Annotated in this window: 15 protein-coding genes; 1 reads left to right on the forward strand and 14 read right to left on the reverse strand. The window is 50.0% G+C overall.

Going from position 1 to position 16,068, the window contains the following annotated elements; all coding sequences use genetic code 11:
* Positions 1-347 precede the first annotated feature (347 nt).
* Entirely contained in the window at positions 348-1,421 is a 1,074-nt protein-coding gene (rsgA, locus tag FAY32_RS08080; protein WP_143462933.1) for a ribosome small subunit-dependent GTPase A, read from the reverse strand.
* Positions 1,422-1,856: 435 nt separating this feature from the next.
* Positions 1,857-2,492, reverse strand: coding sequence for a redox-sensing transcriptional repressor Rex (locus tag FAY32_RS08085; RefSeq protein ID WP_143462934.1), 636 nt, complete (start codon positions 2,490-2,492; stop codon positions 1,857-1,859).
* Positions 2,493-2,729: 237 nt separating this feature from the next.
* On the opposite strand from FAY32_RS08085, the gene FAY32_RS08090 reads away from it, so the two are divergent.
* A complete protein-coding gene (locus FAY32_RS08090; RefSeq protein WP_143462935.1) occupies positions 2,730-4,682 on the forward strand; it encodes an ABC-F family ATP-binding cassette domain-containing protein in 1,953 nt (650 codons plus the stop codon).
* 227 nt (positions 4,683-4,909) lie between these two features.
* Here the strand turns inward: FAY32_RS08090 and tsaD are convergent, their stop codons facing one another.
* The 12 genes from tsaD to FAY32_RS08150 form a co-directional block, all read right to left on the reverse strand.
* On the reverse strand, positions 4,910-5,953 hold the full coding sequence (tsaD, locus tag FAY32_RS08095) for a tRNA (adenosine(37)-N6)-threonylcarbamoyltransferase complex transferase subunit TsaD (protein WP_143462936.1): 1,044 nt from the start codon (positions 5,951-5,953) through the stop codon (positions 4,910-4,912).
* Positions 5,954-6,027: 74 nt separating this feature from the next.
* Positions 6,028-6,615 (reverse strand): ribosomal protein S18-alanine N-acetyltransferase, encoded by a 588-nt coding sequence (gene rimI, locus FAY32_RS08100; protein ID WP_143462937.1) that lies wholly within the window; start codon positions 6,613-6,615, stop codon positions 6,028-6,030.
* On the reverse strand, positions 6,599-7,321 hold the full coding sequence (tsaB, locus tag FAY32_RS08105) for a tRNA (adenosine(37)-N6)-threonylcarbamoyltransferase complex dimerization subunit type 1 TsaB (RefSeq protein WP_143462938.1): 723 nt from the start codon (positions 7,319-7,321) through the stop codon (positions 6,599-6,601). Before tsaB ends, rimI begins: the two co-directional genes overlap by 17 nt.
* A gap of 251 nt (positions 7,322-7,572) precedes the next feature.
* Positions 7,573-8,310 (reverse strand): acyl-[acyl-carrier-protein] thioesterase, encoded by a 738-nt coding sequence (locus FAY32_RS08110; RefSeq protein WP_143462939.1) that lies wholly within the window; start codon positions 8,308-8,310, stop codon positions 7,573-7,575.
* 5 nt (positions 8,311-8,315) lie between these two features.
* Complete coding sequence (gene rsmI, locus FAY32_RS08115; RefSeq protein ID WP_143462940.1) at positions 8,316-9,197, reverse strand: 16S rRNA (cytidine(1402)-2'-O)-methyltransferase; 882 nt, start codon at positions 9,195-9,197, stop codon at positions 8,316-8,318.
* 14 nt (positions 9,198-9,211) lie between these two features.
* Positions 9,212-9,550, reverse strand: coding sequence for a DNA replication initiation control protein YabA (locus FAY32_RS08120; RefSeq protein WP_143462941.1), 339 nt, complete (start codon positions 9,548-9,550; stop codon positions 9,212-9,214).
* A gap of 26 nt (positions 9,551-9,576) precedes the next feature.
* Positions 9,577-10,593: a DNA polymerase III subunit delta' gene (holB, locus tag FAY32_RS08125; protein WP_143462942.1), complete on the reverse strand. Its 1,017-nt coding sequence runs from the start codon at positions 10,591-10,593 to the stop codon at positions 9,577-9,579.
* 8 nt (positions 10,594-10,601) lie between these two features.
* A complete protein-coding gene (locus FAY32_RS08130; protein WP_143462943.1) occupies positions 10,602-10,931 on the reverse strand; it encodes a cyclic-di-AMP receptor in 330 nt (109 codons plus the stop codon).
* 26 nt (positions 10,932-10,957) lie between these two features.
* Positions 10,958-11,599, reverse strand: coding sequence for a dTMP kinase (tmk, locus tag FAY32_RS08135; RefSeq protein WP_318635485.1), 642 nt, complete (start codon positions 11,597-11,599; stop codon positions 10,958-10,960).
* A gap of 284 nt (positions 11,600-11,883) precedes the next feature.
* Complete coding sequence (locus FAY32_RS08140; RefSeq protein ID WP_143462945.1) at positions 11,884-12,744, reverse strand: diguanylate cyclase; 861 nt, start codon at positions 12,742-12,744, stop codon at positions 11,884-11,886.
* Positions 12,737-14,851 carry a cellulose biosynthesis cyclic di-GMP-binding regulatory protein BcsB gene (locus tag FAY32_RS08145; protein WP_318635486.1) on the reverse strand — a complete coding sequence of 705 codons (2,115 nt, stop codon included), beginning with the start codon at positions 14,849-14,851 and terminating at the stop codon, positions 12,737-12,739. Before FAY32_RS08145 ends, FAY32_RS08140 begins: the two co-directional genes overlap by 8 nt.
* Positions 14,796-16,049 carry a glycosyltransferase gene (locus tag FAY32_RS08150; protein ID WP_143462947.1) on the reverse strand — a complete coding sequence of 418 codons (1,254 nt, stop codon included), beginning with the start codon at positions 16,047-16,049 and terminating at the stop codon, positions 14,796-14,798. Before FAY32_RS08150 ends, FAY32_RS08145 begins: the two co-directional genes overlap by 56 nt.
* Positions 16,050-16,068: the final 19 nt, after the last annotated feature.

Raw genomic sequence — 16,068 nt, forward strand, 5'->3', positions numbered from 1 at the left:
CTAATCACAATATCTAATATATGGTTTTTCGTTTTAAAAATCAAGGAATTTGACAAACTATTTCGGCGACGATGCGCTTAGGGGTTGGGCGCCATAGGTTCGCACGTATTCAAGTTGATTGAACGGTGGTTTCCCCGACTCAAAATAAGGTCAAAGTGCGTGTGACATCAGGCGATTAGTTTGCGAGCATTTACGTGAGAACAGGGGGATGGTCTTGGCATAATTTCTGTTCTCACGTTAAGCGCAACTCCCCCGTGGCGCACATTTCGGCACGGTAATGGCCAAAAAAATCAGTTTTTTCAGAAGACTTCTGAAAAAGCTGATTTTTAAATTATGCCCAGACTCATTTACCGGCGCCGAATCCTTTGCACGTGATCCATGGTCCGCTTCATTTCCTTCTTACTTCCAAAAAAACGTTGAATCTTGGCATTTTCCCGTTCACGAGCGCTCATATCACTGTAACTGAGTTCGAGTTGGAGCTTGTGGTAGCTTGCCAGCCGACTCGCGTCTAACTCCCCTGCCGCAATAGCCGCTTGGACTGCACACCCCGGTTCCGTTTGATGCGTACAGTTACGAAATTTACACTGATCGGCCAGCGTCGTAATGTCGGTAAATGCCTTGGTCAAATCACCGCCCTGAACCTGAAGCTCACGCATGCCTGGGGTGTCGATGACCACTCCGCCAGTTGGCAGTCGCAGGAGTTCTCGCGACGTGGTCGTGTGTCGTCCTTTGTCATCATCAGTACGAATCGCTTGCGTGTCCAGCACATCATGCCCGAGTAGCCCATTGATCAACGTCGACTTGCCAACACCGGACGACCCAATAAAGGAAACGGTCTGATTTCCAGTCACGTAAGCTTTAAGCGCATCAATACCAGTACCGGTCTGTGCCGAACAGGTGACCACGTCCACGCCCAGCGTCACGGTGGCCAGCTCATCTAATTTTGTGGAGACATCGGCACACAGGTCGGCCTTGGTCAGCACCACGACGGGCACGGCGCCACTGTCCCACGCCATGGTCAAGTAGCGTTCGATGCGATGCACGTTAAAGTTGGCATTAAGCGACATACAGATGAAGATCGTATCCACGTTGGCCGCAATGATCTGACCAGCCCCCGTCTTACCAACCGCTGCTCTTTCCAACACACTTTGCCGGGGCAAAACGCGTTGAATCAAGGCGAGCTGGTGATCCGGGGAAATCGTGACCAACACCCAATCGCCAACGGCTGGAAAGTCAGTCGCCACGGTCAACTCATGGCGTAGCTTACCGACAACTTCTGCTGGCAACACCCCACTTGCACTGATGACTTGGTAAGCCTCACGATGCTGTTCGGTCACGCGAGCTAACGCCAACTGGGGTGTTGCCGCGGCAAGTTGTTCTAGGTGTTCGGTGAGACCATATTGCTTTAAATTGATTTTCAATCTCGATAATTCCTTTCGCAAACGGTGGTACCCGAAAGGCTAACGACGACAGATGACTGGCGCTACACTTAAATCTGGTCACTAAATAATCCCAGTTCGGACTGTTCGGTGTGTGGTCCTGCCATTTGCACCAAAAAAGGATGCAGTTGAGACTGCACCCCTGAACCAAGTTTTTTGTGGGTGCAGATGTCATTTTCGTTCAAGTCGTTACGGGTACACTAAAACTAGCAGGCAAATTGCCCACTTTTCAGCTTCCTGCGTAACTCCTATTGAACGACCGACATCCGGCAACCCTCCGATAATTTAATTGCTGATAGCATAGCATTATGCTTGAATCAGTGTCAATCGTTAAGCCATCCCGCGACTAAACTAATTTAGACGCAAAAAACACCCCTTGGACTGAACCAAGTGGGTGTTTCTCATTAAAAATGAGACTTAATCTTTATTGTAGTGTTCCAAGAAGTAGATCAACGTCTGCAGTTCATTCGTTAAGTCCACGTTTTGAACCCGAACATCCTTGGGCACCGTAATCCGTAGTGGCGTGAAGTTCAGGATTCCCTTCACCCCACCGGCAACGACTTCTTCCGTAACGGACTGGGCAACGTCAGATGGGACCGTCAGAATGGCGATTTGAATCTGTTGTTCTTCCAGCTGTGTCCGCAAGTCGGTCATTGGGTAGATGGGAACACCACTCTGAATCGTGTTCGCCATATCCTTGCTAACATCAAAGGCCGCACTGATTCGGACGTTACCATCCTGGTGGAAATTAAAGTTCAGTAGCGCATGCCCCAAGTTTCCGACCCCAATCAAGGCCACGTTCGTTAACCGGTCCTGATTTAAGATCTTCTTGAAGAACTTGATGAGACTTTCAACGTCGTACCCGTAGCCCCGTTTACCGAGGGCCCCAAAGTAAGAGAAATCTCGACGAATGGTTGCTGAATCAACCTTAACGGCTTCAGAAAGTTCCGTCGAGGACACACGAGTTTTGTCCGCGTCCAGCAAGATGTTTAAGTAACGGTAGTAGATGGGGAGCCGTTTAGCTGTCGCGCGGGGAATCTTTTGATCTGTCAAAAAATGAGACCTCCTAATCAATAAATACTGGTCATCGCCAACCGACGGTGACACTTTCCCTAAATAGCTTTTTGATTGTGAAATTTGCTTTCTTACAGATTATAGCATAACCGCCCGTCTTGTGAAAGAAATTGCAAATATTTTTCACAATTTCTTCTATATTTCGGTCTATCCCGTAAATATGCTAGAATAAGAACTATCAACTTATACGAAAAACGAAAAGGAGGTCCATTTACCGTGATTCTTTTACAAGTTCAACAAGTCACGCGACGCTTTGGCGCGACCGTACTCTTTGAAAACGTCAGTCTTGACGTTCCTGAACACGGCCGGGTGGCACTAGTGGGCCGCAACGGTGCCGGTAAGTCCACCCTACTTAAAATGATTGCTGGTGAAACCACGCCCGACGTTGGTCAGATTACAACGAAACGGGGGCTTACCATTGGCTACCAGGCGCAAAACGCCGGCCTGGCCTCATCTAAAACTGTCTGGAACGAAATGCTCGATGTCTTTGCCAAGCTGCGGGCAATGGAAAAGCGGATGCACGAACTCGAACAGCAAATGAGTGACCCCGCCATTATTGCGGATCAGGAAGAGTTTACACAGGTCAGCAAGACCTACGATCAACTTCAACAAGACTTTAGCGACCAGAACGGGTACGGTTACCAGGCCGAAATTCGCGGTGTGCTGCACGGATTTGAATTCGGCGAGGCGTACTATGACAAGCCGATCAATGAACTTTCCGGGGGACAACGAACTCAGTTGGCCTTAGCAAAACTGTTGCTGGAACGCCCCGACCTCTTAATCCTGGACGAACCCACAAACCATTTGGATGTTGAAACGTTAACTTGGTTGGAAGGCTACCTACAGGGCTACTCGGGCGCCATCCTGGTCGTGTCCCATGACCGGTATTTCCTCGATCACGTGGTCAACGACGTTTACGACATGGCCCACGGTGGCTTAGTTCACTATCCCGGCAACTACTCCCATTACATTGAGGCCAAGGCCGAACGACTACGGCGCGAGTGGAAGGAATACGACAAGCAACAGACCGAGATTGGTAAATTAGAAGACTTTGTGAACAAAAACATCGTCCGGGCGTCCACGACCAAACGGGCGCAGGCACGACGGAAGCAACTAGAGAAAATGGATAAGCTCGCTAAACCAGAGGGTGACGAAAAGGTTGCCCGCTTCACGTTTAGACCACATCGTCAAAGTGGCAATGTGGTCTTGGACGTGGTCAACGGTGCGGTTGGTTACGATCAACAGATTCTCTGTGCCCCGGTCAATCTCGATATCAAGAAACATCAGGCCGTGGCTATCGTCGGCCCCAACGGGATTGGAAAATCCACCCTACTAAAAACCATTCTAGGTCGGATCCCCGCCATTCAGGGGCAAATCATCTTCGGCACCGGCGTCGATATCGGCTACTATGATCAAGATCAAGCGACGCTGCACGAGAAGAAGAGTGTCTTACATGAACTGTGGGATGATCATCCCACGACACCAGAAGGCGATATTCGTTCCATCCTCGGAAGCTTTCTGTTTACCGGCAGCGATGTCGATAAGAGTGTTCACAGCCTGAGTGGTGGTGAACGGGCCCGGTTACTGTTGACGAAACTGGCCCTGCGCCATGACAACTTCTTAATGCTGGACGAACCGACCAATCACTTGGATATCGATAGCCGTGAAGTCTTGGAAAACGCGTTAAATGAGTTCGATGGGACTATCCTGTTCGTTTCCCATGACCGGTACTTCATCAACCAAGTCGCCACGCAGGTCGTTGAATTGGCCCCCGCTGGCACCACGCGTTATCTGGGCGACTACGACTACTACGTGGCCAAGAAAGCCGAACAAGATGCCTATGCGGCCAAAGAAGCGGCTGAAGCCGAGGCAGCCAATCCGACGAGTGACGCACCGAAACAGACACAAGTCGATTACCAACAACAAAAAGAACAACAGAAGGCTAAGCGAAAACTTAGTCGGCAAGTGGACGCGCTAGAAACCAAACTAGGCGACCTCGAAACACAAAAGTCAACGATTGAGACGGCCATGAGCTCACCAGAAAACTTCAATGACGCCGGAAAGTTGGCCGACCTGCAAGCTCAGCTGACGACGGTCACGAGCGACCTCGATGCCACCGAAGAGGAATGGACCGAGAAGAGTTTAGCACTAGAAGATTTTGAGGATTAAAAAAATAAAGCTACTTGGTTAATGGCCCTGACGACCGTTAACCGGGTAGCTTTTTTGTCTTATAGCGCCGTGTACCCGCCATCGACATTGATGGTTGCCCCGGTAACAATAGAAAAAGAGACGCAATTCGAAAGTGAATTGCGTCTCTCAAGAGCCCCCTCATCAGCACTCGCTGACAAAAAAACTTAATTTTAAGGGTATCACGGCCACTTGACTAAGTTGTTTCATTATTTCACTGGATCAGCGACCCAGTCGAATTCCAGACTAGGATCGGCGTTCAACGTGGCATCAGCGAAGACACCGTGGCGGTAAGCTACCTCAGCAAATGCCCCGATCATGGCCGCGTTGTCCCCACATAACTTCAACGGTGCCTTGACCAGATGGGTCGTGGGGTTGCTGGACAAGTCACGTTCCAACCGCTCCCGCAAACCCAAGTTGGCAGCCACCCCGCCGGCCAGAATCAACTGGTGGACCGGGTAATCAGCCAACGCCTTTTGCGTCTTTTCGGCCAACACATCGACCACTGCTTGTTGGAAGCTGGCGGCTAGGTCCTGTTTGCTGAGCGTTTCGCCAATTTGGTCGGCATGGTGGGTGGTGTTGATGAAGGCACTCTTCAACCCACTGAAACTAAAGTCGAAGTTGTCGTCCTTTTCCATCGCACGGGGAAAATTGAACGTATCGTGGCCCTGATGCGCCCACTCATCAACAGTCTTACCAGCTGGATAGTTGACACCCATGACCCGGCCAACCTTATCGTAGGCTTCACCGGCAGCGTCATCCCGCGTTTCACCAATAATTTCAAATTGATTCTCGGCAGGCATATAAACCAATTCCGTATGTCCCCCAGAAACTAACAGCGCCATCGCTGGAAATTCAATAGGTTCTACGTAGCGCGCCGCATAGATGTGACCCGCCATGTGATTCACAGGAATCAATGGTAAATTGTGGGCAAATGCCACCGTCTTCGCCGCAGTAACCCCAATCAACAGGGCACCGACTAAGCCCGGACCATACGTCACCGCCACAGCATCAAGGTCATCGTACCCTACTTTGGCCTCTGCTAAAGCATCTTTGATGCACAGTGTGACCTCTTCAATGTGGTGCCGACTGGCAACTTCGGGGACAACACCGCCAAATCGCTGATGACTCTTGATCTGAGTGGCAACGATGTTCGACAGAATTTTTTTGCCGTCTTCAATGACCGCCACACTCGTCTCATCACAACTTGATTCAAACGCTAAGATTAAATTTCGCTTTTCCGTTGGACTCACTCCTCTTCCTCACTCATGCTCTCATTCACGTCTACTCACGAAAAAAACGAGTGGCCTAACGCCAACTCGCTTTTCTAGTCGGTTGCTTGCGGTTCTTCTTTTAAATATAAGACCATGTCAGCTGCATCTTCATGATCACCAAAGTAATACCCCCGCTTGATACCGGTCTGCTCAAAGTTCAAATCGCGGTAAAGCTTTTGGGCATTGTGATTGGACACCCGCACTTCCAAGCTAACGGACTTGTAATTCAACTGCTTGGCCTTTTTGATCATAATTCCCATTAAGAACCGGCCCAAGCCGCGACTCTGAAACTCAGGTAAGACAGCAATGTTCGTGATATGCGCATCGCGTGTCCGTTCATCAAACGTACTCCCAATGAATGCCAGTAGCTTATCGTTCTTCCGAATAACCAGGTAAAGTCGGTCCTTTTCCCGGCGTAATTCATTGGCAAACGCCGTGGAATCCCACGGTGCCTGACCGGCGTAAACGGCTCGTTCAATTTCAATCATTTCTGGAATATCGGTAAACAGCGCCTTGGCGACAAAGTAAGTGACTTCATGAATCTCCACGCGGTGATTCTTAACATCCATGGTTTCTTCGCGCACCAGTTCCCGCCGACTGCCGAATACATTCTTATACCAGCTTTTAAATTTTTTCAACATAGGATTCGGGTTCCTTTTCTGGATTCTTAGCTCGCCATTCTGCTTCGGCCTGCGTTAAACGAAGATAATTAGGCACGAAACGGTCAACATCGGTCACTGGTGGTAAATCGCGACCCAGCAGGCCAATCGTTGCGACTTGGGGCAGATTTAACCAAGGACTCACGGCCGGTGTTGCGGCGGAAATCGTCGTATTAATCAGGTCAGTGAAGTGATCGGCGTCACCTAAGAACCAGACCGGTTCCGCGTACTCTTTGACCTCGGCCAAAAAATCAGCGACATTAGTATGGGCATCGTCAATCACGGCAACGGGACGGCCCTTTTGAATGCGGTACAGCCCCGCAAAAACGTTTTGGTTGCGGGCATCAAACAGTGGCGCCACTAACGCCCCTTCGACCGGCACATTGGCGGCTAAAGTCGCCAGACTTGAAACGGCGACTAAATCAATATTTAACGTTGCGGCCAAGGTCTTAGCCGTAGTGACTGCAATCCGAATACCCGTATATGACCCCGGACCAGCGGCCACAACAACGCGTTCTAGGTCGGTAGGCTTCAGGTCAGCCATTGCCAACAAACGTTCGATCTCTGGTAACAAATACTCCGCGTGTTTCTGATGAACCGTCACGGTGATGGCCGCGAGCACCGTTGTGTCGTCTAATACGGCGACACTCAGTGGACGATTCGATGTATCAATTGCTAAAATCTTCATGATTACTTGGGGTCCCCTTTAATTTGTTTCGCCGCCACAGCTTGACCTGCTGCCAACCATTAAATGTGAAAAGCGGCGGCCATGACACTCCACCGCTTCATTTTAATAGTTCGGTTACTTTTTTCCGTTTACTGACTTTATCAGTTTACTATACTACCACAAAGCAGGGGGAACAACACCTTCCCTGCTTACTTTTCCCAAAAGCTAAAGATTGACTGCTAGTCCATCGGCTGGCCAGCCAACCGAACACCTTAATCTGTCCATTGAACCGTGGCACGAACGGCCGTCGTTGTGCCGAAGCTGACCGTGTGCTGTGTCGTCGTAGACGCTGGTTGCGTGACCGTACTAGTCACCTGCTGGCCGTATTTGACTTCATTTTCAAACCGAATCCGAACGTCCGTTGCGTGATGGTGCCGCAAAAACTCTGCGGGCAAAGTGTCCAACATCCAGTCGAAGTAGTGGGCGTTATTCACATGACCATTGTGATCGATGTCGAAGTACCGAACCGTATAAGGCTTCACGTGGCTCGTTGCCGTAACATCATCCTTGTCTGGTCGTGGCAACCGCGGTAACCGGGTCACGGGGTCACTATGATAGGGCGCCATGATTTCGGCCGGGATCGTCGCAATCTTACGCGTCTCATAACTCATCGTCACCCAGATACCCTCACCGTACGCCAGTTGTTTCCCCGTCGCATCGAGCAACCAATACTCGCGGTATGCAAAGTAGCGGTTATAAGCCGTGGCCCGGGTCTTAACGGTAACCGTCTCGCCCGTCCGGGGTAGCCGGTCAATTTGAACGTGGTACTGGGTGACGACCCAACCCACGCCCAAGCTTTGAATCTTTGCGGTCGTAATGCCGAGATCAGCGTTTTGATCTTCGGAGACCAAGACAAAGAGGTCAATGAGCTTCGCCAAGGTTAACTGGTCGGTGTCATCGGCCTCATAATAGACGATGCGATGTTTTTCAGAAAATTCGTTTGCAGCCACCTAGGTCACTCCTCGTCTAAATGATGATAGGTCCGGTAGACCTCTTGTTTCTTTAACCCACGCAGGTTAGCGACCTCTTTGATGGCCGCATTCGGCTTGTCACCGGCAGCGATTAACCGATCGACTTGCACTTCAATGGGTTCACTCAGGTCAACGGCCGTCGTTGCAGTGGTCGTTGGTGCCGGGTTGCCCCCCACCAAGACCACGAATTCCCCTCGAACCGTGTCCGTTGCGGCCCACTCAGCCAGTTCGGCTAAGCTCCCGCGTAAGAATTCTTCGTAACGTTTCGTCAACTCACGACAAAGTACCGCTGGCCGGTCATCGCCAAAACCATCTGCCAAATTTTGTAACGTCTTCTTCAACCGATGAGGGGCTTCATAGAAGATCAATGTTTCCGGCCGTTGCGCCAAACTGTCAATTTCTGAGCGTTGGTCCTTTGGCTTGCGGTCCAGGAAACCGTAGAAATAAAACGGCTGTGGTGCTAACCCAGATGCAATCAACGCGGTCAACCCAGCGTTGGCCCCAGGTAACGGCACGACTGGAATGTGCGCGTCGATACAAGCGTTAACCAATTCGTGGCCAGGGTCGGAAATGGACGGCATACCGGCATCACTGACTTGAGCAATCTGCATCCCCGCTTGTAATTTCGCGACCAATTGCGGAATTCGTTCTTGTGTATTGTGTTCGTGAAAACTGATTTGTTTGGTTTCAATCTCAAAATGATTTAATAATTTCTGGGTATTGCGCGTGTCCTCAGCGGCAATCAGATCCGCATCCTTCAGGGTCTTAACCGCCCGAAAGGTCATGTCGTCAAGGTTACCGATGGGCGTAGGTACTAAATAAAGATGGCCAATTGCCTCGGCTTGAAAACTTCGTCGTCGTTCCATGTGGTGCTGACCTCCTACTGATCACGATAAATAACTTCTAAGCAAAAGGCGCACTCTTCGTCTTGTTTGCGGCGCGTCCCGTAAAATTCACGGCAGACGTGAAAGCCCTCTTCATAGAGTTTTTCCAAAATCTGGCGCGACTTGGAGAGTCCTTGGGGGGTCTCCGGGTCCTCTGGTAAGGTCTTTTGCAGTTCCCGTACCAGGTCACGTAACCGCTGGTTTTCGATTTCCAACTCGGCATTGTGCTCAAACACCTGCGTCATTTCAGTCTGTAAGTCACTGAACTGGGCGGACATTTGCTGTAACTGGTCCTCTAAGCTTTTAAATTGCTCGTAAACTTCTTGTTTATCCAATTGCCACCCCTCCCTGCTAAACTAAGCTAGCGCGTGACTTGCGCCAAAATCTGAAGTGTTAATGCCTCTAAGATCGTCTGAAAATTCATGTTGCCGGCCAATTGACTCCGGGTCGCAAGCGTCAGGGTCATCACATTCACCAACTGATCAATACTCAGCCGTTGGCCCACCTGCTGACTAGCGGTTGCCACCTGCGGAAAGGCCAGGTCATCACTGGCGACTTGGCCCGTCTGTTGACGTAATGCATCGTGCCAGACCTGCACCAGCATATCCAGCAACACACCTTGGCGGTCACGATTCAGTGCTAACGGTAAGAGTTCCGTTTGCACCCGCACAAAGGCCCGTTCATCCCCCTGCGTACAAGCACTGAACCACTGACCGACCTTGGTTTGTGCATCCTTTAACCAGTCATCGGCCGTCAACTCCTGTGCCGCACTGACACTTTCCGTCAGGGTTGCAAGCAGATACCGTTGGCTAGGTGCCACTCCGGCCTTCTCCAAGGCTTGGGCAAACGCCTGCGGGGCCACCTGTAAGAAATCCACCACCTGCGTTCGCGACAAAATCGTGGGCAAAATCAAATTTTTGTTGGCCGTTAACAGGAGGGCAACCGTGTTACCTACGGGTTCCTCAATAAATTTCAGCAGACTATTGGCTGCCCCCGTGGTCATTCGGTCGACCTGATCAACGATAAAAATTTTCTGATTGCCTTCCACGGCGCTCTTGGTGAACTCCGACTTCAGGTAACGGACCTGATCAACTTTGATGCGTTGTCCATCTGGAATGACGCTGACAACATCAGGATGGTCGCCCGCCAAAATTCGGCGACATTCGGCACACTGACCACAGGGTAACCCCTCAGCAGTAACATGCTGGCAGAACAGTCGCATCGCAATCACCGTAGCTAGTTCCTGACGGCCAGTCCCATCGGCACCATTAAATAAATAAGCGTGCGCAAGATGATTGGTCTGTACCAGGTGCATAAAATGAGTCGTCAGCTCTGGTTGTAGACGCTGAATCGTGGCAACTACGGTTTCTTCCGTCATGAGACCTCCTAAAAGCGGTGGAACTGGTCAACGGGTAAGACGAAGACCGTCGCCCCACCAACTTGTACTTCGACTGGGTATGAAGATGTGCTGTCTAATTGCGCATCAAAATTAACTGGTGGTGTCATAAACTGTTGCCGGGTATGACTGGCCGCCTTGATCATGTCTAAGACTTCATCGACCCGTTCATCTTCCAACCCAATCATAAACGTCGTGTTGCCAGACTTCAAAAAGCCCCCAGTCGTGGAAAGACGCGTTGCCCGAATGTCGTTGTCGATAAACTGGTTGCTAAGGCGATTGGCGTCCTTATCTTGAACGATTGCAATCAATAATTTCATTTAAATTCCTCCCTCAAATGCCGATTTTAAAAATAACGCTGTGCCGTCTGTTTAATTAAAGTCAATGCCTGCGCGACAACTTGGTCTGGCGCCTGCGTGGCATCGATCAGCTTAATCCGTTCCGGATGGGCAGCTTGTAGCCGTAAGTAAGCCGCGCGAACCCGATCATGGAAGGCCGCTTGTTCAACGTCGAGGCGGTCGACCTTATTCGGGTCCCGATGTGCCTGAATACGTTTCAGACCAACTTCGGCCGGTACATCGAAATAGATCGTCAGGTCAGGTAACAAACCATCAGTTGCAAATTCATTCATGCGGGCAACCTCGGCCTCACCAATCTGGCGGCCAGCCCCCTGGTAGGCCACCGAGCTGTCCACATACCGATCACACAAGACGAGTTTGTCAGCCGTTAAGGCCGGTAGAATCGTCTGTGCCAAGTGTTGCCGCCGCGCTGCCGCATATAATAAGGCTTCGGTCCGGTAATCCATGTCCGTATTCGCCCGGTCCAGAATAATCGCCCGAATACTCTCTGAAATCGGGTTGCCACCGGGTTCTCTGGTAATCGTCAGCCGGTCACCCAATAAGGGCTGAATCTGCGCCGTAATCGTGTTCAAAGCACTGGTTTTCCCGGCGCCGTCTGGTCCTTCAAAACTAATAAACGTTCCTGACAAAATACTCGACCCCATTTTTGATTGATAGGTATATTGTACTTGAATTCAGAATTGATGTCTATTTGCAGTGCCAGCCTTCTCCCATTTTTCCTTGGGAAATTGATTGATTTAGGCGCCAAGTTACCGGTCATGCCTGTTCTAACGACAAACTAAACTAGGCAATATGGTGGTTAGCATCGCCTTACCGATCGGCAGGCGGAATCCCCGGCAGCCAGAACGCGGTCAATTTAGGCTACTTTAATGAAGAAATGTTCCATGCCAGGTAGCAACAACGTTTAGCTACCCTACACATCATACTCCGTCTCCTTGATTCCTGCGTTCATCAAGTCATACGGATTCTTCATCTTCTCTGGATTCCAGCTGGCAACGCCGACGACTAACCGAACTTCTAGATTGGTTAGCTCTGTCTCTTTCGGCAAGGCTGCCTTAAATTTGTCTTTAATTCGTTTGGCAGCAATATTAGCCCCAGCAGAATTAGTAAAGAGTAATACCGCCCACGTTGGGTTATTGCGATCAATGAGGTATGTGATGTCATTGGTCCGCATGGCGTCCTTAATGGTTGCTGACACCAGCTTTAGCAATGCCGTCATCTGGGTGTCGCTAACCATGCTGCGCATCTCTTGAAAGTAACGGATGCGGACGATCATGGTCGTAACGGGCAAATCAAAACGCCGATTGGTTTCGGTAAAGACCGCCGTATCTTCAATGTAAGACACCGTTGTCCGCAGATTCGTAGCCTCGTCAAAGGCCCCCCGTTCAACCAAATCACTCCGTAGCTTGGCGTTCTCCGTTTGCAGTCGCCGGGCATGCACCGTCATGCCATAGAACGTCACCGATAGCAACAATGGCATGACCAGCCAATAGGTCAGACTCCAGATAAAGTCCTGAGAATTCAACTGTTCCTCGTAAATGGCAAAAATAATCTGACCAAAGATGAACGCCAAGTTAACCAGCAACCCAGTGATCATTCCCGAAAAATACGTGAGTAAAATCAAGCAAAAGGTCACCCCTAAAAAAAGGACGTTGATTAATAGAAAATGGGTATGGGTAGCGGCCATGCCGATTCCTAATCCACCTAGTAACGCCAGAAATAAGATCAAATAGATATCCGTCAACCAACTGTCTCGACCTGCATGTCTAATCATGACGCCGCCCCTTTCCTAGAAGACGATAGTGTCGCAAAAGCACCAACGTTGCAACCAAAATGACGATCACAATTCCCAACGCAATCCCCAAATAAATCAAAAGTTGGGCATGACGATCAAGCTGCTGTCGTCGGTTCGCACTGACATCAATCAATTTATTTTTCTTGAATCGGTAGCCAAGATGCTGATTGTTTTGATCGACGACAATGGCATCCCCTGCATACTGGGCGATGTTTTTCTGCGTGTTCAACTGCGTCGATGCTAAATAGGCTTGGTTGGGCTGCGGCCCAGTCACCACTAACAATCCCCGTTTCGTATTAAATGGTGACCGCAAGAGTTGTGCCGTCCCCAAAGTCTGCCCGTAGCGTTGTTCAATACTCAGCTTCTCATTAGAAACAAAACCCGTTCGGGCGTGATTGAATTTAAAGTAGAGCTTTGAATTCAGGCTGGCAATCAACGCATTTTGCTTGGGTGTTCCAAAAGCAATCACGTTACTGTGTTTTAGGATAGACCGTTGCGGCTGCTGGTCGTAAAAGGTAATGGTTCCCCGGTTACTTTCGGCGTAATTTCCAATTAAGTTAAAAAGGTTGGTCAGCGTTCGATAATCGGCCGCTGTCATTGTCCGCGGTCGCATAACCGCTAACTGGTCATAAGTTGACTGTCGCAAGAAGAGATTGGGGTAATTACTGAAGAGCAGATCAGTTCCTGGTGCCGACTTGATTCTGGACACAGAAGTTGGTTCAATGCTAGCCCACGGCGATTCAGTCGTCGCTGATTGCTGTGTGACCGGCAAGTCCAATCCAATTCTGACCGTAAAGCTGTTTCCCAACGCCATTCCCTTAGGCAGGGTGACCGTAAAGTGATCATCATCCGCCCGTTTGGCAGTCAAATGGTGACTGCCAATCGCTGTACCATTGATATAGACCGTCGCGAGTGCCGCCTTGAAGTCCAGATTACGCGCATACCGAAGATGAACCGTAATCGTTGAACCATCAGCATTATTACGGTCAATTGGGAGACGCACAAAATAGCTTTGCTCCTGATGTCCGGCCCCCGTCAACCTATCGCTAGTCGTTGTTAATTGATAGTGACCGCTATAATTCAAGGACGACGTAAACGTCTTAGTCGCCGCCGTAACATCGGCGTTGGGATGCGCCGTTTCCGTCATCAATTCCGAATTAGCGACAAAGCGGGCCGCCTTGGCTAACAACTTTCCCGTCAACGCCGTCACGACTAAATAGTGCTTGCCCTGACGATCAACTCGTTGCAGCATGCCCCGGTTTTTCAGCGTTGCCCGGTTAAATAACTGTTTAAATTGTGCTGGTAAGTGATCATAGGTCGCAACAATCAGTTGATAGTCCGCCGACCGGCCAGCCTTATCAGCAAAGGTCGTCACCGGAATCTGCTGATCGTTCGTCGTAATCACGCGTGCCTCTCCAGTCAATGCATACATACTAGCCGCAAGCTCTGCATTCGACGCCTGATTAGGCACTCGAATGACCGCCTGCCGATTGACAATCGTGTCTGCCCCAGAAAAGTGATCGTAGAAAGAATCAATATTGCGGGTCGGCTGTTTCAACCGATATTGGCAATTCACAGACGATCGCCTGTCGATCGTCAACCAATTGGCAGGCGTCTGCGCCAAGCGATAATCCTGCGTGGCTTTTTTATGCTTAGTTGTCAAGATTTGACCACTCACTTGCACTTCATTCTCGCCCTGCAGGAGTCGTAGTGGGATCTCGATGGACTTGGTCTGCAAGCCGATCTGATTCTTTGGCCGAAACGAGTAGAACTTGACCCCATTTAAAGTGACCGTCAGATCTGACAATTGCCGATTCGACAACTGTGAGATCTGAAAGTTCAGGTTTAGCGTTGCCCGATGCATGCGCCAATAGTCCATCTTGACAAAGTATGTGCTGGTCTGAACTGTTTGACCAGACAGACTGGTCGTGCTGTTTTGAAACGGCTGCGTATACGTCGACCACGATGCGGCCTGCGCATCACCTATGCCAACCAGTCCGAGTAGTCCACCTATCAGGCACAGGCCGACTTTACTGATAACGCTTCGTTTTATACCACTTAGCTTGTTGATGAAAGACTTGTTCACGGATATACCCCACCATTCCATAGGCCGCCACAGCGAGCCACATTTGACTGTAGACGACGTACATAAAAATTATAATCATCAAATTACTCAACGTCATTTCACCCTTTTCGGTCGTGATGGTCACAAAAGTACTGATCACGAACAACACGATGGCAAAAAGCCACAGGGTGTTATTGAACCCGCGCAGGTTCGAATGTGCGATTCCCGCGACCGACAGGACAAAAACCGAATCGGATAACAACAACGATGTCATCAGCAGAAAATAGATCGACAAGAAGTACAACAGGTCAAACCGAATCGGTCGGCCGGTCTTGCGAAAGACCAACGGCAAGTTCTTCAAAATGACGTAGATGTTGCCCTTGACCCAGCGTGTCCGCTGGTGAAACCACACATCCAACGTTTGTGGTTCCTGTTCCCAGGTGACTGCACGCGGTTGAAAATTGATCCGATAGCCTAGTCGATAAATCCGAAAACTAATTTCCGTATCCTCGGCTAAGGCTTTCGTATCCCAACCACCGATCTTTTCCAATAACGATCGCCGAATCACGTAATTCGTTCCGGGAATCGTGCAAAGCTTGAACAAGCGTAGCCGACCGGCCTGTGCCATCCACTGAAACGACAGCGTTTCAACATTGATAAATCGCGTCAATAGGGACGCATTCTTATTTCGCGTCCGAAACTTACCGATGACCGCACCGTAGCCGTCATCCTGTAAGAGTTCAGCTACTAACAGGCGCAGGGCCGGACGTTCCGGTGTGTTATCGGCGTCGTAAACGGAAATGATACTGCCCTTTGCCTGCTTCAGCGCGATGTTGAGGGCGTTTGATTTGCCCTTCCCGCCAGTCTGCTTATCCGTATTAATAACTTCCAGGTTTCGTTCTGGATAAGTCTTCTGAATGCCCTGTAAGAGCTCGGCCGAGTTATCGCTGGAATTGTCGTTGATCACGATAATCTCGTAGCGATCGTGAGGGTAATCAAAGTTCAGTAATGAAAGTACCGTCTTGACGATCACGATTCCCTCATTGTGCGCCGGTACCATGATGGTCACGAACGGCACATCCTTGGGTAACTGGGGGTCTGGTGTCCGCACAATCTTTAGATACTGCAAATACCCGGCCATGGTCAAGATAAGATTAACGACCAAGATTCCCCAGATAGCGACAATGGCGACAAACACAAAGTAGTCCAACACACTCATGACAAGCCTAACCTCCTTC

Origin of the sequence: Levilactobacillus enshiensis (genome assembly GCF_007115095.1) — a bacterium.
Classification (GTDB): Bacteria; Bacillota; Bacilli; order Lactobacillales; family Lactobacillaceae; genus Levilactobacillus; species Levilactobacillus enshiensis.